The organism is Gemmatimonadaceae bacterium, from assembly GCA_035533755.1.
Classification (GTDB): domain Bacteria; phylum Gemmatimonadota; class Gemmatimonadetes; order Gemmatimonadales; family Gemmatimonadaceae; genus JAGWRI01.
Window position 1 is genome coordinate 1 of the sequence record DATLTC010000005.1, and the last position, 22,040, is coordinate 22,040.

Sequence of the window (22,040 nt, forward strand, 5' to 3'; positions counted from 1 at the left end):
CTGGATGAAGTTGAGCTTGTCGGCCAGGTCGTCGTCGTTCACGAGGGCGATTCCGCCCACCATGTCGCTGTGGCCGTTGAGGTACTTGGTGGTGGAGTGGAAGACGATATCGGCGCCGTACTTGAACGGCTGCTGGAAGAACGGCGAGGCGAAGGTGTTGTCCACGATCAGCAGGACGCCGCCCTTGCGGGCCACCGCGGAAACGGCGGCCAGGTCGGTGAGGCGCATGAGCGGATTGGTGGGCGTCTCGACGATGATCGCCCGGGTGGCCGGCGTGAGAGCGTCGGCCACGAGCTGCGGATCACGCGTGTCGACGTAGCTGAACCGCAGGCCCATGTGCTGGAGGATCTTGTCGAACAAGCGGAAGGTGCCGCCGTACACGTTCTCGCCGCAGACGATGTGATCGCCGGCACGGAACAACTTCATGATCGAGTCCACGGCGCCCATGCCGCTGGAGAACGCGAATCCGTGGCGGGCCCCTTCGAGAGCCGCTACGTTGCGCTCCAGGGCCTGGCGAGTGGGGTTCTTGCCGCGCGCGTATTCGTAGCCCTTATTTTCCCCGAGGGCTTCCTGCACGTACGTGGACGTGAGATAGACGGGCGTCATGATGGCGCCCGCGAGGGGTTCGGGCCGCTGGCCCGCGTGAACCGCGCGGGTTGCGAAGCCGGCGGCGAGGTCGTCGTCGTAAACGCGAGTCATGCCGAATCTCGGAAGGGTGTGGTTGGGAGAAACATAACCGTAGCGGCGGCACCCGGCGAGCGACGCACCGGCGGCCGGCGGCCGGCGGCCGGAGTGGCGGATGAATGAGATCGGGCGGGCGAGCTGCTTGATTGTCGACGACGAGGCGCCGCTGCGCCAGGTGCTGATGCACCTGATGCGCGGCGACGGATTCGAGTGCTACGAGGCGGCGAACGGGCGTGACGCGCTGGACTTTCTGGAGACGCACCGCGTGACGCTCATGATCTCGGACATCCGCATGCCGCGGGTGGACGGCATCGAATTGCTGCGCGAGATCCGGGCCCGGTATCCCGACACGGCGGTCATCATGATCACCGCCGTGGCCGACGTGGACGTGGCGGTGAAGTGCCTGGCCATCGGCGCCATGGACTACCTCACCAAGCCGTTCCATCTGGAAGAGGTGCGGGCGCGGGTGAGCCAGGCGCTGGAGCGCCGCCGCCTGGTGATGGAGAACCGGGACTATCAGGAGCGTCTGGAAGAGCGCGTGGAGGCGCAGGCGCGGCGGCTGGAGGAGCAGTTCCTGACGGGCATCCAGTCGCTGGCCGAGGCGCTGGAGGTGAAGGATCCCTACACGCGCGGCCATTCGATCCGGGTGAGCCATTACTCCAGCGTCATCGCCCGCACGCTGCGGCTGGACGACGAGATGATCTGGCAGGTGGAGCTGGGCGGGCACGTGCACGACATCGGCAAGATCGGCGTGCGCGAGGCGGTGCTGAACAAGCAGGGGCCGCTCACCGCCGAAGAGTACGAGCACATCATGATCCACCCCGTGGTGGGATGGCGCATCCTCGCGCCGCTCCTGGGCGATGCGCCGATCGCGCTCAACATCGTGCGGTCGCACCACGAGCGGCTGGATGGCAAGGGCGTGCCCGACGGGCTGCGCGGGCGCGCCGTGCCCCTCGAGGCGCGGATCGCCGCCGCGGCCGACGCGATCGACGCGATGACGAGCGGGCGGCCGTACCGCGGCGCCGAGCTGACGCTGGAGGGCGCGGTGGAGGAGATCATCAAGCACGGCGGCGTCCAGTTCGATCCCGACGTGGTGGAGGCGGTGACGACGGCCGCGTCGTCGGGAACGCTCGCCCTCATCCCGCGGGCGACCAAGCCCTTGCTCACGCCCTGATCAGCCCGCGCTCACCAGGATCTCGCTGGGCTGCTTGTAGCCGCTCAGTCGCAGTTCGCACCACCGCCGCACGTCGTCCACGCTCACGCTGCCGGTGACGTCGAGCCCGATGTCGTGCTCGCGCGAGGGCTCGGGAATGGCCCGCACGTCCACGGTGCGCACGCCCACCAACTCCAACACGGCGCGGCGGATCTCTTCCGGGTAGATGTTGAAGCCGTTGCGCGTGAACATCGGCTTGAGCAGGCCGCGGAAGCTGAAGCTGCCGTCGGCGTTGCCCACGCCGCGATCGCCCGTGTAGAGCCAGCCGTCGCGCCGCCGGAGGCCGCCGGACGCGCCGCCCACGTAGCCGGCGAACACGTTGTCGCCCCGCACGCACAGCTCGCCCTCGTCGCCCGTGGCGAGCGCGGGCGTCGCCCCGTCGCCATCGCCGGGCGCGCGCACGGTCACCTCCACGCCGGGAAAGGCGAACCCGAGCGTGCCGGGCACGTTGGCGCGATCCACGCGGTTGAACAGGCACACCGGGGCGGCCTCGGTGAGTCCGTAGCCCTGGCGGAGGTCCACGCCCGTGGCGTCGAGCCAGCGCTCCTGCAGCTCCACGTCCAGCGGCGCGCCGCCGCAGATGCAGAGGCGCAGGGCGCCCACGCCGGCGCCGCGCCGCTCGACGGCGGCGAGCAGCGCGCGGAACACCGCCGGCACGCCGACCACTTCGGTGATGCTGCCGCCGGCCAGCAATTCGGCCGCCCGCGGCGGCGCGAACCGCTCCATGGTCGTGACGCGAGCGCCGGCCAGGAGCGGGGCCATGGCGGTGACGGTGAATCCGAACAGGTGCGAGAACGGCAGCAGGGCGAGCACGTGGTCGTCGGCGGTCTGCGCCGCGGCCTGGACCGTGCTGCGCGCATTGGCCAGCAGATTGCGGTGCGACAGGATGGCGCCCAGCGGACGGCCGGCCATGCCGGACGTGTAGACGATGGCCGCCTCCTCCCCGGCGCCCGGCACGTCGCGCGCGCCCTCGACGCTCAGCCCGTGGTGCGAGCCGAGATCGACGTCGCGCGTGGCGCCGTGATCGACGAACCGCGCGGCGCGGGGCGCGTGGTCCATGAGCACCAGAGGCAGGGCGGCGGGAACGCGGGCGGCGAGCGCCGAGACGGTGAACACCGCGCCCACGTCGGCCTCGGCCAGCTGGGCCGCGATCTCGAGCGGAGACGCCAGCGGGTTCACGAGCACCGCGCCGCGGCCGTCGCTGGCCGCGAGGGCCGTGAAGAACGCCGGCGACGCCGGCAGGAGTATGGCCGATCGCTTGCCGGAGAGCGCGCGCACCAGGGGCGCGCACCGCTGCAGCAGCGTGAGGCCGGCGGCCACGAGCTGCTGCGCTTCGTAGTCGCCCAGGCGTCCGCCCCCGGCCGCGGCGGCGAGCGGCACCAGGGCCAGAGGCTCGCTCACAGGTTGAACCGCGCCATCGATTGCTTGAGTCGCTCCGCGATCGACGCCAGGTGCTGGCTGGATTGCACCACGGCGTCCATCGATTCCGTCTGTTGCTCCACCACGCCGCTCACGTGCTCGGCCGTGGCGGCGTTCTGCTCGGCGGCCATGGCCAGCGCCTCGATCTCGCGGGCGAGCGCGGCGGCGTCGTCGCGTTGGGCTTCGGCCGAGGCGACGATGAGGTCCACCGCGTTGCGGCTGGCCTCGATCTCCTTGCCGATCTGCGCCAGCGCGCCGGACGAGGCGCGGATCACCGACTCGCCCACCGCCACCCGGTCGGTGACCTGGGCGATCTGCTCTTCGGTGCGGATGGCGGCGCTGCGGATCTCGGCGGCCAGCGTGCGGATGGTGTCGAGCGCATGGGCCGTCTGGTTGGCAAGCTTGCGCACCTCCTCGGCGACGACGGCAAATCCCTTGCCGTGTTCGCCGGCCCGCGCCGCCTCGATGGCGGCGTTGAGCGCGAGCAGGTTGGTCTGCTTGGCGATGGCGGCGATGGTGTCGGTGATCTTGCCAATGCGCTGCGACTTCTCGCCCAACTCGACCACGGCGGGCACCGCGTCGCGCGTCACGGCGGCGATGGCCGTCATGCTCTCCAGCGCCTGGCCGGCGGCGGTGACGCCGCGGGCCGCGGACCGGGCCATGATGTCGGACGCGTTCTGCGCGTTGTGCGCGTGGCCGGCCACGGTGAACGCGCGGTCGGCCACCTGCGTGGAGCCCTGGGTGGCGGCGTGGATGTTGGCCGTCTGCGTGGTGGTGGCGTTGGCGATGGCGCGCGCGGCGCCCGCCACCTGGTCGGTGCTGGCGGTCATCTCCTCGGCGCTGGCTGCCAGTTCCTCGGCGGTGGCCGCGACCTCGCTGGCGCCGATGTCGATCTCGAGGAGGAGCGCGCGGAGGGCCGTGGTCATGCGGCGCACCGATTCGGCCATCGCCCCGATCTCGTCGGCCGACACGTAATGCAGTTCGTGGCGCAGTTGGCCGGTGGCCAGGGCGTCGGTGTGGCGCGTGACCTCGTCGAGTCCGCGCGTGAGGCGTGCCGCGCCCCAGTACGAGAGGGCGAGGGCGAGCAGCAGGGCGATGAGCGGGAACGGCGTGAAGCGAAGCAGTTCCCAACGCAGGTCGGTCAGGAACGCGTCGGCGCGGAGCGTGGCGACGATGAATCCGGCAATCGAGCCGTTGGGGCGCCGCACCGGCACCTCGGCCGAGAGGCGCGAGCCATCGTCGGCCACGTACACGCTGGTGTACGCCTCATGGCCGATCGTCATGCTGTCGGCGAGCCCGGGCGGCGGGCTCCAGGGACGCTGGTACTGCGGGGCGCCGGGCTGCCACGACGCGTGCACGAGCACGCGCATCCGGCCGTTGCTGTCGGGGCGGACGATGGCCAGTCCGTTCACGAGGTCGCTCTCGCCGGCGCCATTGGCGATCCAGGCGTGGAGGAGGGCCGACCGGGTGGCGCGGAACGCTTCGGTGTTCTGGCCCTTGGCGGCGATCACGTCGAGCGACTCGGCGGGCACGACGAGCGTGGCGCCGCGGGCGATCCCGAGCAGGCGGTCGCCGTGCACCGCCGCCAGCTGCTGGCGGCTGGACTCGTACACGGGAACCATGATCACCGCCAGCGTGAGGACGACGGCCACCGCGCTGATGGCGGCCATCTTCAGCCGGAACGGGAAGCGGATTGTGCCGCGTTTTTCGAGCGGCTGAGTCAGGGGAACGCCCTCCAAGGCAGGCGGCGTCAAGTTAGGTCCGCGCGGGGGGGGTGTAAAGCGCCGGCCGCGGCGTGCTTTGCGCGTTCATGGGGTGGGGCTAGCTTACGCTCTTGCATATGGAGGACGCATGGCCCACGACGGGCTGATGGTGAGTGTCTCGGGCATCCGGGGGCGCGTGGGCGAGGCGCTCACGCCCGACGTGGTGGCGCGCTACGCGGCGGCGTTCGGCGCGTGGGCGATCGCCGCGGGCGGGTCGCACACCGTGGTCGTGGGGCGCGACAGCCGCGTGTCCGGGCCCATGTTCCATCGCATCGCGGTGGGGGCGCTCCAGGCCGTGGGGTGCACGGTCATGGACATCGGGCTCACCACCACGCCCAGCTGTCAACTGGCCGTGGAGCACCACCATGCCGCGGGCGGGCTGATGCTGTCGGCCAGCCACAACCCCATCGAGTGGAACGCGCTCAAGTTCATCGGGCCGAGCGGACTGTTCCTCGAGGCCATGGAGGGCGCGGCCATGCGGCGGCTGGTGGACGACGGCATTCCGTACGCCACGTGGGACAAGCTGGGGGGGATCGAGCACGACGACCGTGCCGCAATGCGACACATCGAGTGTGTCCTTTCGCTTCCATTCGTGGACGTGGAAGGGCTGAGGCGCCGCCGGTTCAAGGTGGCGCTCGATTGTTGCCGCGGGGCCGGGGCGGTGATCATGCCCGCGCTGCTCGACCGGCTGGGCTGCGTGGTGAGCGTGATCAACGCCGAGCCCGACGGCCGCTTTCCGCGCTCGCCGGAGCCGGTGGCCGAGAATCTCGGCGAGCTGGAACGATTCGTGCAAGAGACGGGAGCCGACGTGGGGTTCGCGGTGGATCCCGACGTGGACCGGCTGGCGATCGTGTCCAACGAGGGGAAGGCGATCGGGGAGGATTACACCCTGGCGCTGGCCGTGCAGCTGGTGCTGCGGCACCGGCAGGGCCCGGTGGTGACGAATCTGTCCACGAGCCGGGTGGTGGAAGACGCCGCGGTGCGGGGCGGGTCGGCGCTGCTGCGGGCGCCGGTGGGCGAGGTGAACGTGGCGGTGAAGATGCGCGACGTGAAGGCGGTGGTGGGGGGCGAGGGGAACGGCGGGGTGATCCTGCCCGAGGTGCATCTGGGGCGCGACGCGCCGGTGGGCGCGGCGCTGGTGCTGCAGCTGATGCTCGAGGACGCGAAGCCGCTGTCGGCCATCGTGGGCGCGCTGCCGCGGTACGTGATCGTGAAGGACAAGTTGGACCGGCCGGAGGCGAGTCTGGACGCGGTGTACGCGGCGCTGCGCGGGGCGTTTCCCGACGCGGCGGTGGACGTGCAGGACGGGCTCAGGCTGTCGTGGAGCGACCGGTGGGTGCACGTGCGGCCGTCGGGCACGGAGCCGATCGTGCGGGTGATCGCCGAGGCGCCCACGGACGCGGCGGCGCGGGAGTTGGTGCGCAAGGCGCGCGAGCCGCTCGACGCGCTGGGCCGGTAATCAATCGAGGAACGGACGCATGTGTGGAATCGTGGGGTACGTGGGGCCGCGGATGGCGACGCCGATGCTCATCGACGGACTGAAGCGGATGGAGTATCGCGGCTACGACTCGGCGGGCGTGGCGCTGCTCGGCGACGACGGCGTGGACATGCGCCGGGCCAAGGGCAAGATCGCGGCGCTGGAATCGACCGTGGCGGCGCGGCCCGTGAAGGGGACGACGGGGATCGCGCACACGCGGTGGGCCACGCACGGAGCGCCGAGCGAGAAGAACGCGCACCCGCAGCACGACTGCACGAACACGATCGCCGTGGTGCACAACGGGATCATCGAGAACTTCGGATCGCTGCGCAAGCGGTTGATCGAGGCCGGCCACGTGTTCAGGTCCGACACCGACACGGAAGTGCTGGCGCATCTCATCGAAGCGGCCTTCCAGGGGAATCTGGAGGAGGCGGTGATCGCGGCGCTGCGGCTGGTGGAGGGCACGTACGGGATCGCGGTGATCTCGAGCCGCGATCCGGACAAGATCGTGGCGGCGCGCAAGGGGAGCCCGTTGCTCATCGGCCTGGGCGAGAACGAGTACTACGTGGCCAGCGACGTGGCGGCGATCCTGGAGCACACGCGGCAGGTGGTGTATCTGGACGACGGCGAGATGGCGGTGCTCACGCGCGACGGCTATCGCGTGCTCGACCTGGACGCCAACGACGTGAACAAGGGCGTGAACCTGATCGACTGGGATCTGGAGCAGATCGAGAAGGGCGGGTTCGAGCATTTCATGTTGAAGGAGATCTTCGAGCAGCCGATCACGATCCAGAACACGATGCGCGGGCGGCTGGTGACCGAGGAGGGGTTCTCCAAGCTGGGGGGATTGAATCTCTCCAAGCAGGAGATGCTCAATCTGGAGCACATCATCATCACGGCGTGCGGCACGAGCTGGCACTCGGCGCTGATCGGCAAGCTGATGATCGAGGACCTGGTGCGGATCCCGGTGGACGTGGAGTACGCGTCGGAGTTCCGGTATCGCAATCCGATCGTGAACGACAACACGTTGTGCGTGGTGATCTCGCAGTCCGGGGAGACGGCCGACACGCTGGCGGCGATGCGCGAGGCCAAGCGGCGTGGGGCGAAGACGCTGGGACTGGTGAACGTGGTGGGCTCGACGATGGCGCGCGAGGACGACGGCGGCATCTATCTGCACGCCGGTCCGGAGATCGGGGTGGCGTCCACCAAGGCGTTCACCAGCCAGGTGATCGCGCTCACGCTGCTCACGCTCAAGTTGGCGCGGCTGCGGAGCCTGTCGGTGGAGAAGGGGCGGGAGATCGCGCAGGCCATGGAGCGGCTGCCGGACCAGGTGCAGGCCATTCTCGACCGGGCGCCGGCCATCGAGCAGATCGCCGAGCGGTTCCGCGACGCCACGAATTTCCTGTACCTGGGGCGGGGGTACAACTTCCCGGTGGCGCTCGAGGGCGCGTTGAAGCTGAAGGAGATCAGCTACATCCACGCCGAGGGCTATCCGGCGGCGGAGATGAAGCACGGGCCGATCGCGCTGATCGACGAGAACATGCCCGTGGTGTTCATCGCGCCGCACGACAGCGTGTTCGAGAAGGTGGTGTCGAACATCAGCGAGGTGAAGGCGCGGGGCGGGCGGGTGATCGTGATCACGAGCCGCGACGAGCCGAGTCTGGAAGGGAAGATCGACTTCGAGATCCGGATCCCGGAGACGATCGACATGTTGTATCCGGTGCTGGCGGTGGTGCCGCTGCAGCTGTTGGCGTATTACATCGCGGCCAAGCGGGGGCTGAACGTGGATCAGCCGCGGAACTTGGCGAAGAGCGTGACGGTGGAGTGAGGGAGGCGCGGGCCGGACCCCGCCCGCTATCGCGTATACCGCACGCTCCAGGCCGCCGTGGTGTTCCGGCCCGACCGCAGCCGCACCACGCGCAGTGATCCGTTCATCGACGTGCCCACCAACTCCGCCCCGGTCACGGCGACGTGGGCCAACCGGAACCCCGCCGGCTCGGTGAGGTAGATGTCGTACTCATCGTTCCCCACGAGTGCGCTCGTGCCCGACAGCGTGTCGCCGCTCCACGACAGGCGTTCGAGGTCCGGCCCCCCGCAACTCACATGGCGGTTGGTGGCCACCAACTGCGGATGCGGCACGCGCTCGCGAATGCAGAACACCTGCACCTGCCGGGTCGCGTCGATCGGCCCCGGCGCGAACTCGGTGTGGAACGCGCCGAGCAAGGTGCGCGACCAGAATTCGAAGACGAGATACGCGCGAGCGGGATCGAGGCCCAGGTCGGCGAACCGGATGCGATCGGTGTCGGCGCCGCCCGTGCGGGCGAGCACCGACCAGCGCTCGAACGGCCGGTTCACGTCGAGCAGGTACAACGGCACGGTCAGGCGCTGATCGGCGTCGAAGGCGCGCGGGCCGGATCCGCTGACTTCCGTGGCGGCGCGGCCCACGAGCGCCGAGCGCGACGGATCGACGTCGTAGAGTTGCTCCGGCCGCGTGAACAGCACGGGCGCCGTGCGCTTGGCGATCTCGGCGCGGGCCGTGCGGTACACCTCGGGCCGGTCGGTGAGCATGAGCAGCGATCCCGTGAGCGAGGCGAGCGTGGCGGCGCGGTAGGCGTCGGGCGCGGCGAGCTGGATGTGATCGGGATCGTTGCGCCAGACCACATTGTTGTAGGAGTTGTACTCGGCAAAGCCTCCGTAGCCGAAGCCGTCGGTGCCCACGCGCACGGCGTCCACCAGGCCGATGAGTTCGGGACGGATGCCCCAGCAGGCGAGCAGGAAGGCCTGGGGGCCGATGGCGTCGCGCACGGTCTGCACGAAGCGGCGGTACACGTCCACGCGATGGAGCCCCCGGGCGCGGAAGTAGCCGGCGTGGCTGTTGTAGCCCTCGTAGCGCAGGTGCCGCAGCGCGTCGAGTTTGTAGTACCGCCATCCCATCCGCGCGAGGGAGTCGTACACCGGCCGCACCAGATGATCGAGCGTGGCCGGATTGGACGCGTCCATCACGTACCCCACCCAGTTGCCGTACGCCGGCGCGCCATCCGCCGTGGCGACGAATTCCGCCTTGTGCGCGAACACATAGGCACTGTCGCCGAAGCTGGCGTTGGTCCAGATGCCGGGCGCGAGCCCGCGATGGGCGATGTACCGCGCCAGCCCGTCGAGCCCCGACGGGAACTTGGCGTTCGGGTGGAGCCAGTGGGCCGGCGTGCCGATGGGCTCCTGCTCGTAGCCGTCGTCGATCTGGAGATAGTCGTAGCCGAACGGCTGCAGGACGTCGTGCATCACGTCGGCGGCTTGGTGGACGTCCTGCTCGGTGACCTTGTCGAGAAACGCGAACCACGACGTCCAACCCGCCACCGATCGGTGCCAGACGTCGTACGTCCAGGGGCGGTAGTAGCTCAGGCCGCGGTGCTTCTGATAGAAGCGCGGACGGAAGCGCAGGATGATCTCCGACCCGGTGGCGCGCAGCGCGAACGCCGTGGAATCGCCCGGTTCGGCCAGTGACGTGACCGTCACCCCCGTGGGCTCATCCACCGACAGCACCCAATCCGATTGCCGGTCGTAGACGGCGCGGTTGAGGCGGTTGTCGCTCGGGCCGACGCTGTTGCGCACCATGGCGAGTTCATTGGCCCGGGGCTCGGTGGCGCACGCGAACGCCTGCGCGCCGGCGTGCACGGTGCCGGTGAGCGTCAACCGGGCGCCGCCACGCACCGTCCATTTGAGGACCTGGGTCACGGCGTCCCCGGCGGTGTCCACGAGCGCGAGCGCTTCGGGCGGCCCCCCGGTGCTGACGATGGTGGCGGAGAAGACGACGCGGCCGCCGTAGGTGAGGGTGAGCCGCCCGTCGCGGACGCGGGCCACCGCGGGCGCGTTGGGCGGCTCGGCGACGGATTGCGCCGCGGCGCGAGCCGGCAGCGCTCCGGCGATCAGAGCGGCGATGATGACGGACCAACGGCGCATGGCGAATTCCGGTACAGAGTCGATTACAGAGGCGCGTGACGCGCCATCATCTTGCAGAGTGGCGTCGCGTCTCACAAGGCGAGCCGGTCCGGCGAGCGCCGGTCGAGCCGGTTCCGGTGACCCGGGTCACGCCGGGCAGCAACATCCTCAAGATCCACCACATCGAATATCCGGTTCCCCTACAGCGTGCCGGCGCCGGAACACAATCTTTCGCCGTCCACTGCAGGTGTAGTCGTAACCATCTCTTTCGGCGATGACGCCGGTGAGGTGCGGGTGATCGCAAGAACCAAGGCACGATTCGAAGGGTTGCGGTTTCGGCAGAAGTTGATGCTCCTCCCCACACTGGCGGCCATGGCCGCCGTTTTCGTAGTGGCGAGCGTGGCGATCCAGGGATTGCTGATGGAGCACTGGCTCTCGGCCATCCAGACGCAACACTACCCCACGATCGAGATCAATCAGTCCATGCAGGCCACGGTGGACGCCATCGCGCGGGAACTGCGCTCCGCGCGCGACACGCACGATCCGTCGCTCCTGGTGGCCGCCGACTCGCTCCGGACGGGATTCCAGACGCAGCTTCGCGACGCCCGCGCGCTGGATGGCGCGGATAGCGCAGCGTTCGCCGATGCGGACCAGGCCTTCTCGGCGTTCTATGCGCCGGCGAGGGCCGCCGCCATGGCGGGGGGAGGCGTGGCTCGGGACAGTCTCGTCGCGCTGGACGCGGTGTCGGCGGCGGAGTTGAGCCGGCTGGACGCGATTCTCGTTCGGCGCGCCGCCGGCGCCCGCGAAGCGATGACGAGCGCGTTCACCACGGCACGATGGCTGACCCGCTGGATGTGGATCATCATCGTGGTGCTGGCGGCGGTGTCGCTGACGTTCATGGGCGCCATCTCGCGCTCCACGGTGGACGCGGTGACCAATCCGCTGGACGAGGCGGTGGAAGCGGCCGGCCGGATCGCGCGGGGCGAGGTGGGGGTGGAACTCAAGCGGCGCACGGACGACGAGGTGGGACGGCTCATCGACGCGATGACGGCGATGGTGGCCTACCTGAAATCGACGGCGGCCGCCGCCGAGTCGATCGCCGCCGGCGACGTGGCGGTTCACGTGGAGCCGCGCTCGAAGGACGACGCCTTCGGCACCGCGTTCTCGAACATGCGCAGCTATCTGGTGGACATGGCGGCGGTGGCCACGCGGATCGCCGCCGGCGACCTCACGGGGACGCTGTCGCCGCGTTCGGAACGGGACAGCTTCGGCCAGGCGTTCGTGCGGATGACGGAGCAGCTCTCCGAGACCATCGAGCAGGTGCGGGCCGATGCATCGGCGCTGTCGCAGGCGTCGTTGCAGGTGGCGGCGTCCACCGAGGAGTTGTCGTCGAGCGCCACGCAGACGGCGAGCAACGTGACCGAATCCACCGCGGCGTTGAGCGCGGTGAGTCAGAGCGTGAACGCGAACCTGGAGCACAGCCGCGAGCTGGAAACGGTGGCCGCGCGGGGCGCGGCGGCGGCGCAGGAGAGCGCGACCGCGGTGCGGAGCGCGATGGAGGTGATGCGCGAGATCACCGAACGCACGGGGTTCATCCAGGAGATCGCGACGGAGACGAAGCTGCTGGCGCTCAACGCGGCCATCGAGGCGGCGCGCGCGGGCGAGCATGGCCGGGGCTTCGGGGTGGTGGCGGAGGAGGTGCGGCGGCTGGCCCAGCGCAGCAGCGCCACGGCAAAGGAAGTGAACGAACTCACGTTGCGCAGCCACAGCGCGGCCGAGCGCTCGGGCGCGCTGCTCGACGAACTGGTGAAGTCCATTCAACAGACGGCGTCGCTGGCGCAGGGGGTGGTGGTGGCGTCCACGGAGCAATCGGCGAGCATCGGCGAGATCGACCGCAGCATGGGGCAGGTGGACGACGCCGCACAGCGGAACGCTGCGGCGGCGGAAGAACTGGCGGCCACGGCGGAGGCGCTGTCGGCACAGGCCGACTCGCTGCACGGGGCGATCGGTGAGTTCCGCACGAAGCCGGCCGTGACCCCATACCTGGACGGGAGACGCTCGACCCGGGCACTGCAGACCGCATAGCGGAGCGGCCCTGATCGCGTGCCAGGGGCCCCGGCCCACACGAAAGTAGCACGTGCGGTAGCACGTTTGATGGATGGTTGCCCCATTCGTTGCGCTCTAGCTTGGAATCACCTGGATGGACCCCCAGGCAGCCATTCTACTGGAGCACCGAAATGCGACTGTCAAATGCACTTGCCGTAATGGTCTTTGGCGCGGCGCTTGCCGTGCCGGTCAGGGCGCCGGCACAGGTGAGCATCAGCGTCATGCTGGGTAGACGGCTCGGGCCCGAGATCAACATTTTTGCCTACTCGCAGCCGGCGTATGGCGATTGGCGGACGCAGTACAGGCAATGGACGCCGGTGACAGTCTACGAATACGACGGCCACTACTATCACCATTCCGTCAGGGGCTCGCGCGCTGTGATGGTGTATCGGCGCAACGACGAATACTTCCTTCCGCCGCGGGAAAAGGCGTGGGTGGGCGTCGACAGACGGTACAACTACAAGCGTCAGCCCGATGGCAAGGATCGCGAGCGGGCCAAGCCGAGAGACGACAACCAGGGCAACGGCAACGGCAACGGCAACGGCAACGCGCGCGGACGCGGACGTGGGCGCGGACACGGCGGCCTGTAGCTGACCGGCATACCGGTCATCGCCCCTGGCTCACGGCCAGGGGCGAGTCATGCCACCGGCATGGGCTGCATTTCCCGTACATCCGTCTTCCAAATGCCCGACTGACCCCCGCGCGCTCTGCGCGCAACCTCAGAGCATTGGAGGTATGCAGATGCGTGGCTTTCATCGTCGGGTATCACGTGCCGCCGCCCTGCTGGCATGCGGGACCGCGCTGTTCGCGTGCAAGAGTGCCCCCACGCCGATCTCCACGATCGAGACCGGTGTGGCCGCACAGCAGGACATCGTCGTGAACGTGGAGGCCACCGGCGTCATCGAGCCGGTGGACGCCGTGGACGTGAAGTCCAAGGCCTCGGGGCAGATCGTGAAGATGCCGATCGTCGCCGGCTCGAAGGTCAAGGCCGGCGATCTGCTGGTGCAGGTGGATCCGCGGCAGATGCAGAGCGCGTATGATGCGGCCGCCGCCGCGCTCCAGGCCGCGCAGGCCAATCTCGCGGCCGAGAAGACCCAACGGGCGCGCGAAGACAGTCTGTTCACGCAGGGAGTGATCACCGCGGTGGAGCACGAGTCCGCCGTCGTGTCGTATGCCAACGCGTTCTCCGCCGTGGCCAGCGCCCAGAGCATGGCGCAGACAACGTCGATAAATCTCGCCGACGCGACCGTGCTGGCGCCGATGGACGGCACCGTGATCGACAAGAACGTCTCGGTGGGCCAGGTGATCGCGTCGGCCACGAACGTCGTCGGCGGCGGCACCACGCTCGTGACGGTGGCGGACCTCCGGCAGGTGATCGACAGCGCGCTGGTCAACGAGAGCGACATCGGCCGGGTGAAGGTGGGGCAGGAGGTGTCGGTCACGGTGCAGGCGTACCCGGCGCGCGTGTTCAGCGGCAAGGTGCTGCGCATCTCGCCCCAGGCGATCGTGCAGCAGAGCGTGACGATGTTCCCGGTGCTGGTGAGCCTGGACAACCAGGACGGCCTGCTGATGCCGGGGATGAGCGCCGACGCGACGGTGGCCATCATGCGCGTCGTCGGCGTGGTCGCCGTGCCGAACGATGCCGTGGGTTCGGTGCAGGAAATGCCGACGCTGGCGGCCGTGCTGGGCCTCTCGCAAGCGGACGTGGACTCGGCGCTCGCCCAGCTCAAGCCGGGACCTGGAAGGAGCGCGGCCGCCGGGCGGAAGGCGGTGGTGTACGTCCAGGACAGCACGACCAACGCGTTCCACTTGCGCGTGGTGACGCTGGGTGCCGGGAACTACCAGGTGACGCAGGTGAGTTCGGGGCTGAAGCCGGGAGAGCGGGTGGCGCTGCTCAGCGACGTGCGCGTGGCGGCGAGCCGCGACACCACGCTGCAGCGGCTCCAGGGCCGGTCGGGGATTCCGGGGATGGCGGCGGGCAGCAGCGGCGGCCGTGGCGGCGGCGGGCGCTGACATGCTGATCGGTGAGACGATCCTTGCCGCGCTCGAATCGCTCCGGCTGAATCTGGTGCGCTCCCTGCTGACGATGCTCGGCATCATCATCGGCGTCGCGGCGGTGATCGCCGTGGTGGCGCTCGGGCGCGGCGCGCAGGACGCCGTCAGCTCGCGCATCGCCGCGCTCGGCACCACGCTCCTGATGGTGGTGCCGGGACAGGTCCAGACCGGTGGCGTCACCTCGGCGACGGACCGCGCGCCGCTCTACGTGGAGGATGCCGACGCGTTGACGGCGCAGGCCAAGTACATCGCCGCCGTGGAGCCGGAAATGGCGCGCCAGCTGCAAGTGCAGTTCCGCGGGACGAATACGTCCACGCAGGTGATCGGCACCACGGCCAACTACCTGCAGGTGCGCAAGTACGTGGTGGCGCGGGGCGCGATGTTCACGACGGCCGACGACGCGGGCCGGCGCCGCGCCGCGGTGCTCGGCGCCACCGTGGTCGCGAACCTGCATACCACGGCGCTCGCCCTGCTGGATTCCGAGATCCGCATCAACGGCGTTCCGTTCACCGTGATCGGCGTCCTGGCCGCCAAGGGTGGCGCCTCGGGGTTCTCCGATCCCGACGACCAGATTCTGATCCCGCTCAACACCGCGCGCTTCCGGGTGATGGACACGCGCAGCCTGCGCACGATCGGCGTGCTGGCGCCGTCGGAGGCCATGATCCCGCGCGTGATGGGAGAGATCGAACGCATCATGCGGAGCGCGCATCACATCCTGCCGGGCAAGGGCGACGACTTCCAGATCCGGAACATGTCCGACTTCCTGAGCGCCTCGGCGGCCACCACGCAGTCGTTTACCCTCCTGCTTGCCGGGGTGGCCGGGGTGAGCCTGCTCGTGGGCGGCATCGGCATCATGAACATCATGCTCGTCTCGGTCACCGAGCGCACCCGCGAGATCGGCATCCGCAAGGCCGTGGGCGCGACGCGCGGGATGATCCTGCTGCAGTTCCTCGTCGAGTCGGTGGTCCTGTCGCTCGTGGGCGGGATCCTGGGGGGGCTGCTGGGCGTGGCCAGCGCCCAGGTCATGCGCGCCACGGCGCACTGGAACGCCACGGTGACCTCGGGATCGATCCTGCTGGCGTTCGCGTTCTCCGCGGGCGTGGGGGTGGCGTTCGGCGTGTGGCCGGCGCGGCGCGCGGCGCGGCTGGATCCGGTGGAGTCGCTGCGGTACGAGTGAGGGCGGCGCCTTCCGCGGCGGCCCGGCGGGCGATACCGTATCGGGGTCCCCACGCCCCTTCCGGAGTCGATCCATGCCCGCCTCTCGCGCTCTCGTGTCCGCCTGCGTGCTCGCCCTCGCGGCCACCGCCTGCACGCTGCAGCACCGCCCGCCCGTCATGCAGGCATCGCAATCGGCGATGGACGACCACATGGGGATGATGACGCCCGCCGAGATGGCGGCGCCGCGCATCGTTCCCGAAGGCGACGCGCAGGGCACGGTGGGCCTGCCGCCGAGCGCGAACACCGCCGCGGCGCGCATCGCCGCCAGTCCGCGGCACGCCGAGTGGGTGAAGATCGCGTGGGCGCCCGGTTCCACGGACTCGCTCATGGCGTGGGTGGTGTACCCGGTCACGTCGCGGCCGCACACGCCGGTGGTGGTGATCGTGCACGAGATCTTCGGGCTGTCCACGTGGATACGCGGCGTGGCCGACCAGGTGGCTGCCGACGGGTTCATCGCCATCGCGCCCGACCTGCTGTCGCGGGCGCGGGGCGGGGCGTCGGCCGACGAACTCAGGGCCGATTCCGCGGTGAAGCTGATCCGCGGCGTGACCAACGCCGAGCGGAACATGGGGGTCACGGCGGCGGCGCGGTATGCGATGTCGCTGCCGTCGGCGGCGCCGCGGTATGCCGTGATCGGCTTCTGCTGGGGCGGCGCCACCACGTGGCAGTACGCGATCAACCAGGGGCTGCCGGGATTCGCCGGCGGCGTGGCCTACTACGGGCTACCGTACATGAACGGCGCGGTGCCGGACGCCGATTCTCTCGCCAGGATCCGCGTGCCGGTGATGCTGTTGAGCGGCGCGAAGGACGCGCGCATCGGCGCCGCGATGCCGGCCGTGGACTCGGCCATGCATGCCGACGGCAAGTGGTATTTCGGCCGCAACTACCCGGGCGCGATCCACGGCTTCATGCGGGCGCAGGACGACCCGCGCGCGCCGCAGCGCGACATGGCGGAGGAGCAGGCGAATCTCGCCGCGGCCAAGGACGCGTGGCCGCGCACCGTGGCGTTTCTCAAGCAGCACCTGGGGATCCGCTGAGCGGGGCGGCTCACCGCGCCGACTTGAGCTTCCTGATTCCGGCCAGCGAGAACTCCGCGATGTGCTCGGCGGCCGCGGCCAACTCGGCGGCGGCCGGCGGCCACCCGGGGATGGCCGCGTCGCGGAACTTGTCGGGGGCATAGAACAGGCACTGCGCCTGGATGCTGATCACGCACCGCTTGACGCGCGGGTCGGCGGGCTCGCAGCGCAGCAGCTCGGCCACCAGCCGGCTCAGGAACCGCACGCGCGGCATCAGCGCCTGCTCGGCGATCCACGGCGCCAGCGGCGTGGGCTCGGAACTCTCGTGGCGCATCAGCTTGTGGATCCAGGCCACGCGCGCCGCGTCCACGCGGGGATCGCGGCCGGCCAGCCGCGGCACGTAGGCGCGCACGTAATGCCGCAGCCGCTCCTCGGCGGGCAGCCCGTCGGTGGCGTGGAGCGACGCCTCGGACGTGGCGCGGATGGCCTCGATCGCGGCCGCGACGACTTCTTTGTAGAGGCCGAGCTTGCTGTCGAAGTGATAGTTGACCGCCGCCCCGTTGGCCCGCGCCTCGCGGCAGATGTCGCGCACGCTCACGTTGTGGAACCCGTGCTCGGCGAACTGACGGGTGGCGGCGCGCAGCAGGCGGTCGCGCGTGGCCGTGTCGCGCGCGAGGCCGGCGCCGGCCGGCGCGCGCCGGCGGGGGGCTGGGCGCGGCGGCGCCTTCACGACAGCGTCCGTTTGAAGAGGAAGGTCGCCGCCGTCATCGTCAGCGCGGCGAAGACCACGAGATAGAGCAGGTCGAACCCGATGGCCCCGAACCCGGTGTTCTTGAGCAGCAGGCTCTTGAGCGCGTGCACGGCGTACGTGAACGGATCGACCTTGGCGATGGCGCGCATCCATCCCGGGAACGCCTGCTGCGGATACACGGCGCCGCTGGGGAACCAGAGCAGGGTGTTCATCACGCCGAACAGCGCGCGGGGCAGGAGGGGGTCCTCCATGCGCACCATGATCAGGAACATCATGCTCACCAGCGCCACCGACGTCAGCGCGATGACGACGAGCAGTCGCAGCAGCCGCATCGGCGCGAACGGATCGGGGATGCCGGCGATCACCGATCCGATGGTCATGAGCACCGACCCGGAAATCATCGCCTTGATGGCGCCCGACACGTTGAAGCCGACGATCAGCTCGAGCCGCGTGATCGGGGTCACGAGGTAGCCCTCGTGCAGTCCCCGCGCCTTGTCGTCGATGAAGATGATGCCGCCGCCGATCATGACCATCATGAAGATGGACATCACGATCGTGCCGGGGAGCAGGTACTGGATGTAGGGCACGTACGGATACAGCTCCACCGTCTCGAGCGTGGCCTGCGTGGACACGCGGCGCGTGGTGGGGGGCGGCTGGTTGTACGCGCCGAGCAGGTTGGTGAACGTGCCGGCCAGCGTGGCGGTGACGAAGTTGTCGGTGTTGTCCTCGATCAGCGCGATGCGCGGGTCGTCGCCGGCGAGCATGCGCCGGGAGAACCCGGACGGGATGGTGAGCACGCCGTTCACCTGGCCGTTGCGCAGCGCGTCGATGGCCTGCCCGCGGTCGGCATACGGGATCGTCTCGAACGTGTTGGCGTTGGCGGTCACGGCGTTGGCGAGTTCGCGCAGCCTGACGGCGGGGATGCCGCCGTCCTGATCCACGAGCCCCACCTTGAGGTGCTTCACCTGGCCCCCGAAGGCATAGCCCAGCACGACCAGCTGCACCACCGGCATGAAGAGCGACATGACGATGAGCATCGGGCTCTTGCGGAACCGGCGCAGGTCGCGTTCGATGATCGCCCAGGCGCGTTGCATGGCGCTATCTCCTGCGGCCCATGCTGCGGCGCTCGCTCATCGGCTGTTCCTGCAGTGCGTCGCGCAGCTGGTGGCCGGTGTAGTGCACGAACACGTCGTCGAGCGTGGTGCTCTCCACCGAGAGTGACTTGACGGTCACGCCCGCGGCCGCGGCCGCGGTCATGAGCCCCATCGTCGTGGCCGGTCCGCTGGTGGACATGATCCGGAACACCGGCGCCTCGCCGTCCACCCGCTGCACGCCGGGCAGCGCCGCCAGCCGCGCGCGCCAGTCGGGGGGCGTGTCGGAGAAGCTCACCTCGAGCGTGTTCTCGCCGGGGATGTCGGCCTTGAGCTTCATGGGCGAATCGAGCGCCATGAGCTTGCCGTGATCCACGATCGCGATCCGGTCGCAGAGCTTGTCGGCCTCGTCCATGTAATGCGTGGTGAGCAGCACGGTGAGGTCGCGCTCGGCCTTGATCTTGCGCAACATCTCCCACACCGCCGTGCGCGACACGGGGTCGAGGCCGGTGGTGGGTTCGTCCAGGAACAGGATGCTCGGTTGGTGCACCAGCCCGCGCGCGATCTCCACCCGCCGGCGCATGCCGCCGGAGAGGTTCTTCACGGGTTTGTCGGCCCATTGCGTGAGCTCCACGGCCGCCAGCAGCTCGGCGATGAGCGGCTTGCGGCGTTCACGGGGCACGCTGTACAGCTTGGCGAAGATGAGCAGGTTCTCCTCGGCGCTCAGCTCGAGATCGCTGGTCATGGCCTGCGGAATGACGCCGATGGCGTGCCGGACGTCGTTGGCGTGGGTGACGATGTCGTGGCCGGCCACCAGCGCCGTGCCCTCGGAGGGCAGGAGCAGCGTGGTGAGCATGCGGATGAGCGTGGACTTGCCGGCGCCGTTGGGGCCGAGCAGGCCGAACACCTCGCCCTCGTCGACGGCAAACGAGATCCGGTCGACGGCGGTGAAGTCGCCGAACCGCTTGGTGATGGCGCGGACGTCGATGGCGACGTTCATCGTGGGGGCGTGACCGGGAACAGCACGTACGCCGTCATCCCCACGGCGAGGCGGCGGTCCTTGTTGTCCACCCGCAGACGGATCTCGAACGTCTTGATGTCGCGCTTGGTGCGGCTGACGTCGCGCTGGGTAGCGTAGCCGGCGTCCACGGCGCGGTAGAACACCGTGCCCTGGCGCTCGTCGCCCGAAGGGAGGCGCACCGTGAGGTGGTCGCCGATGCGCACGCGATCGATGTACGTCTCCTCGACGTCGGCGCGCACCCACAGGCTGTCGGGGTTGATGAGCGTGAGGATGGGCTGGCCGGCGTTCACGAACTCACCGGCGCGCGCGGCGCGCACGTCGACGACGCCGGCGATGGGCGCGCGGATCTCGGCGTACGCCAGCCGCACGTCGGCCTTGCGCGTCTGCGCGGTGGCGGCGGCCTGCTGCTGCCGGCTGGCGGCCAGGGCGCTGCGCCGCGCCGCCACCTGATCCTCGGCGGCGCGGGCGATCGCGACGGCGGCGCGCTGGGCCTGCACCTGCTGGCGGCTGGCGTCGAGTCGCGACGCGACCACGGTATAGCCGGTGCGGGCCGAGTCGAGCTGCTGCGGCGAGATGCCGCCGGCGCGGTACAGCGATTCGAGGCGGTCGAGGAGGCGCTTGGCGTTGACCGCCGTGGCGGAGTCCTCGGTGGCCTGCGACATCGCGCCATCGAGGGCGGCGCGGGCCTGTCGGAGCTGTTCGGCGGCCTGGGTCACCTCGTAGCGGAGGTCCGATTCGCTCTCCTGGACCTGGGAGGCCGCGGCGCTGGCGCTGTGGGAGTAGAAGGTCTGGTCGGCGGCGAGTTCGCCGGGGGCGAGCACGGCGAGGAGCTGGTTCTGCGTCACGGAGTCGCCTTCGGTGACCAGGATGCGGCTCACCTGGCCGGCCACCTGGGGGCTGACGATGACGTCGTTGGCGGTGACGATGCCGGTGAGCGTGAGCGTGTTGGAGCCGCGGAGCAGGGTGTACGCGGCGATGGCGGCGAGTGCGACGACGGCGGCGGCGCCGAGGAGGACTTTCTTGCGGTTCATGCGGGCACTCCGGGCCGGCGATTCGCGGCGGGCGATCGGGCGTCTTGGGTTCAAACAATTGTATCAAACGAGTGTTTGAATTGGCAAGGGGGGGTGGGGGCCGACCGCGGCTGGGGGCCGGCGTGGCCGGCCCGGCCGTCCGATCGCTATTGTTGTGCATGCCCGCACTCTACTATCTGAACGTCACCGTGCACGTGCTCGCCGCCATGCTCTGGCTGGGCGGCATGTTCTTCCTGGCCGTGGTGGGCGCGCCAGCGTTGCGTGCCGTGCAGCCGCCGGCGCTGCGCCAGCAGCTGTTCCAGACGCTCGGCGTGCGCTTTCGCGCCGTGGGGTGGTGGGCGATCGGCGTGCTGGTGGTCACCGGCGTCATCAATCTCTACTACCGCCACTGGCTGCACTGGGACGGCGTGCTGGGCAACGCGGCGTTCTGGGGCACGGGCCCGGGGCGCACGCTGTCGGCCAAGCTGGGCGCGGTGGCGGCGATGCTCGTGGTGAGCTTCGTGCACGATTTCATCATCGGGCCGCGGGCGGGGCGCGCGGCGCCGGGGACGCCGGAGGCGATGCGGCTCAGGCGCCAGGCGGCGTGGCTGGCGCGAGCGAACGCGATCCTCGGGCTGATCGTGGTGATCGCCGCGGTGCGGCTGGCGCGGGGCGGGTAGTTCCGCCCAGCGCGGCGTTCGGCGCCGGCCCGACGCTCAGTAGCCCGTGCGCCGGCGGCTGCGTCTGCCGTCGCGCCGGCCTTTGGTCCCCACCGTTGCCGTGAGATCGGCGAGGCTGCCGTAGATGGTCAGGCGTGGCGGGGTATAGGTCGGCTTGCGGACGCTCTGCTGAGCCGGGTTCCGAGGCTCAGGATCTGGACGGGTTGCGGCCGTAGGTTGGTCCATGGCCGAATATATAGGGACCAATACTGTCGCCGGGATGACCGCAGCGCCGCCAGCCAATGATTCTTGTCACATCATGGGCGACAGCTATCACATTTTCGTCCGCATCCATGAACGCAGCCGCGCCCGCCTCCGAAACCGGAAGCGGGCGCGGCGTGTCACGGGCATTCACGAACGCTTATTGCCGGCAGACGCCGTGCGGATCGGGCTTGGGGTGGTCCACCACGATGCGGTGATCGAGGTTGGCCACGTGCAGGGCGACGTCCTCCACCAGATTGCCCACGCGGGCCATGTGCTGGTAGTCGATGTACTCCGGCTCGTCGGTGACCTGGTGGTAGTCGGAGTGGAGCCCCGTGGTGAAGAAGGTGATCGGGATCC

Annotated in this window: 18 protein-coding genes; 9 read left to right on the forward strand and 9 right to left on the reverse strand. The window is 69.8% G+C overall.

Features of this window, described 5'->3' with window-relative positions:
- The coding region (locus VNE60_00370; protein HVB29960.1) for an aminotransferase class I/II-fold pyridoxal phosphate-dependent enzyme at positions 1 to 699 on the reverse strand (699 nt) is incomplete at its 3' end.
- A 100-nt stretch (positions 700 to 799) separates the two neighbouring features.
- Here VNE60_00370 and VNE60_00375 point away from each other — a divergent pair.
- Entirely contained in the window at positions 800 to 1,858 is a 1,059-nt protein-coding gene (locus VNE60_00375) for a response regulator (protein HVB29961.1), read from the forward strand.
- Here the strand turns inward: VNE60_00375 and VNE60_00380 are convergent, their stop codons facing one another.
- A complete protein-coding gene (locus VNE60_00380; GenBank protein HVB29962.1) occupies positions 1,859 to 3,298 on the reverse strand; it encodes an AMP-binding protein in 1,440 nt (479 codons plus the stop codon).
- The gene (locus VNE60_00385) at positions 3,295 to 4,986 is read right to left on the reverse strand and encodes a methyl-accepting chemotaxis protein (GenBank protein HVB29963.1); all 1,692 of its coding nucleotides are present in this window, start codon (positions 4,984 to 4,986) and stop codon (positions 3,295 to 3,297) included. The genes VNE60_00380 and VNE60_00385 overlap by 4 nt, the downstream gene beginning before the upstream one ends.
- Before the next feature lie 181 nt (positions 4,987 to 5,167).
- Between VNE60_00385 and glmM the strand changes: the two genes are divergently transcribed.
- Both glmM and glmS read left to right on the forward strand, forming a co-directional pair.
- Positions 5,168 to 6,538, forward strand: coding sequence for a phosphoglucosamine mutase (glmM, locus tag VNE60_00390; protein HVB29964.1), 1,371 nt, complete (start codon positions 5,168 to 5,170; stop codon positions 6,536 to 6,538).
- Between the two features lie 19 nt (positions 6,539 to 6,557).
- Entirely contained in the window at positions 6,558 to 8,384 is a 1,827-nt protein-coding gene (gene glmS / locus VNE60_00395) for a glutamine--fructose-6-phosphate transaminase (isomerizing) (GenBank protein HVB29965.1), read from the forward strand.
- Between the two features lie 26 nt (positions 8,385 to 8,410).
- On the opposite strand, the gene VNE60_00400 is transcribed toward glmS, so the two are convergent.
- Positions 8,411 to 10,513, reverse strand: coding sequence for an alpha-galactosidase (locus tag VNE60_00400; protein ID HVB29966.1), 2,103 nt, complete (start codon positions 10,511 to 10,513; stop codon positions 8,411 to 8,413).
- Between the two features lie 327 nt (positions 10,514 to 10,840).
- Here VNE60_00400 and VNE60_00405 point away from each other — a divergent pair, with 327 nt between their 5' ends.
- The 5 genes from VNE60_00405 (at position 10,841) to VNE60_00425 (ending at position 16,908) form a co-directional block, all read left to right on the forward strand.
- Positions 10,841 to 12,577, forward strand: a complete 1,737-nt coding sequence (locus tag VNE60_00405) for a methyl-accepting chemotaxis protein (protein ID HVB29967.1) — start codon at positions 10,841 to 10,843, stop codon at positions 12,575 to 12,577.
- A gap of 152 nt (positions 12,578 to 12,729) precedes the next feature.
- Positions 12,730 to 13,188, forward strand: a complete 459-nt coding sequence (locus tag VNE60_00410; GenBank protein ID HVB29968.1) for a hypothetical protein — start codon at positions 12,730 to 12,732, stop codon at positions 13,186 to 13,188.
- Between the two features lie 151 nt (positions 13,189 to 13,339).
- Positions 13,340 to 14,611 carry an efflux RND transporter periplasmic adaptor subunit gene (locus VNE60_00415; GenBank protein HVB29969.1) on the forward strand — a complete coding sequence of 424 codons (1,272 nt, stop codon included), beginning with the start codon at positions 13,340 to 13,342 and terminating at the stop codon, positions 14,609 to 14,611.
- Position 14,612: 1 nt separating this feature from the next.
- Positions 14,613 to 15,830 carry an ABC transporter permease gene (locus VNE60_00420; GenBank protein ID HVB29970.1) on the forward strand — a complete coding sequence of 406 codons (1,218 nt, stop codon included), beginning with the start codon at positions 14,613 to 14,615 and terminating at the stop codon, positions 15,828 to 15,830.
- Positions 15,831 to 15,903: 73 nt separating this feature from the next.
- Positions 15,904 to 16,908, forward strand: a complete 1,005-nt coding sequence (locus VNE60_00425) for a dienelactone hydrolase family protein (GenBank protein HVB29971.1) — start codon at positions 15,904 to 15,906, stop codon at positions 16,906 to 16,908.
- 10 nt (positions 16,909 to 16,918) lie between these two features.
- Here VNE60_00425 and VNE60_00430 read toward each other — a convergent pair whose 3' ends face one another.
- The 4 genes from VNE60_00430 to VNE60_00445 are packed head-to-tail and all read right to left on the reverse strand — an operon-like array spanning position 16,919 to position 20,781.
- Positions 16,919 to 17,617 (reverse strand): CerR family C-terminal domain-containing protein, encoded by a 699-nt coding sequence (locus VNE60_00430; GenBank protein ID HVB29972.1) that lies wholly within the window; start codon positions 17,615 to 17,617, stop codon positions 16,919 to 16,921.
- A complete protein-coding gene (locus VNE60_00435; GenBank protein HVB29973.1) occupies positions 17,614 to 18,732 on the reverse strand; it encodes an ABC transporter permease in 1,119 nt (372 codons plus the stop codon). Before VNE60_00435 ends, VNE60_00430 begins: the two co-directional genes overlap by 4 nt.
- 4 nt (positions 18,733 to 18,736) lie before the next feature.
- On the reverse strand, positions 18,737 to 19,729 hold the full coding sequence (locus VNE60_00440) for an ATP-binding cassette domain-containing protein (protein ID HVB29974.1): 993 nt from the start codon (positions 19,727 to 19,729) through the stop codon (positions 18,737 to 18,739).
- Positions 19,726 to 20,781, reverse strand: coding sequence for an efflux RND transporter periplasmic adaptor subunit (locus tag VNE60_00445; GenBank protein ID HVB29975.1), 1,056 nt, complete (start codon positions 20,779 to 20,781; stop codon positions 19,726 to 19,728). Before VNE60_00445 ends, VNE60_00440 begins: the two co-directional genes overlap by 4 nt.
- A 158-nt stretch (positions 20,782 to 20,939) precedes the next feature.
- Here VNE60_00445 and VNE60_00450 point away from each other — a divergent pair, with 158 nt between their 5' ends.
- Positions 20,940 to 21,440 (forward strand): DUF4149 domain-containing protein, encoded by a 501-nt coding sequence (locus tag VNE60_00450; GenBank protein HVB29976.1) that lies wholly within the window; start codon positions 20,940 to 20,942, stop codon positions 21,438 to 21,440.
- A gap of 400 nt (positions 21,441 to 21,840) precedes the next feature.
- On the opposite strand, the gene VNE60_00455 is transcribed toward VNE60_00450, so the two are convergent.
- A partial coding sequence (locus VNE60_00455) for a hypothetical protein (GenBank protein HVB29977.1) occupies positions 21,841 to 22,040 on the reverse strand: 200 nt, incomplete at its 5' end.

Coding starts and splice junctions, on each gene's coding strand:
- VNE60_00405 (HVB29967.1), top strand. CDS start 10,841: ATGCTCCTCCCCACACTGGCGGCCATGGCCGCCGTTTTCGTAGTGGCG.
- VNE60_00375 (HVB29961.1), top strand. CDS start 800: ATGAATGAGATCGGGCGGGCGAGCTGCTTGATTGTCGACGACGAGGCG.
- VNE60_00435 (HVB29973.1), bottom strand. CDS start 18,732: ATGCAACGCGCCTGGGCGATCATCGAACGCGACCTGCGCCGGTTCCGC.
- VNE60_00400 (HVB29966.1), bottom strand. CDS start 10,513: ATGCGCCGTTGGTCCGTCATCATCGCCGCTCTGATCGCCGGAGCGCTG.
- glmM (HVB29964.1), top strand. CDS start 5,168: ATGGCCCACGACGGGCTGATGGTGAGTGTCTCGGGCATCCGGGGGCGC.
- VNE60_00445 (HVB29975.1), bottom strand. CDS start 20,781: ATGAACCGCAAGAAAGTCCTCCTCGGCGCCGCCGCCGTCGTCGCACTC.
- VNE60_00385 (HVB29963.1), bottom strand. CDS start 4,986: ATGGCCGCCATCAGCGCGGTGGCCGTCGTCCTCACGCTGGCGGTGATC.
- VNE60_00450 (HVB29976.1), top strand. CDS start 20,940: ATGCCCGCACTCTACTATCTGAACGTCACCGTGCACGTGCTCGCCGCC.
- VNE60_00410 (HVB29968.1), top strand. CDS start 12,730: ATGCGACTGTCAAATGCACTTGCCGTAATGGTCTTTGGCGCGGCGCTT.
- VNE60_00425 (HVB29971.1), top strand. CDS start 15,904: ATGCCCGCCTCTCGCGCTCTCGTGTCCGCCTGCGTGCTCGCCCTCGCG.
- glmS (HVB29965.1), top strand. CDS start 6,558: ATGTGTGGAATCGTGGGGTACGTGGGGCCGCGGATGGCGACGCCGATG.
- VNE60_00420 (HVB29970.1), top strand. CDS start 14,613: ATGCTGATCGGTGAGACGATCCTTGCCGCGCTCGAATCGCTCCGGCTG.
- VNE60_00440 (HVB29974.1), bottom strand. CDS start 19,729: ATGAACGTCGCCATCGACGTCCGCGCCATCACCAAGCGGTTCGGCGAC.
- VNE60_00415 (HVB29969.1), top strand. CDS start 13,340: ATGCGTGGCTTTCATCGTCGGGTATCACGTGCCGCCGCCCTGCTGGCA.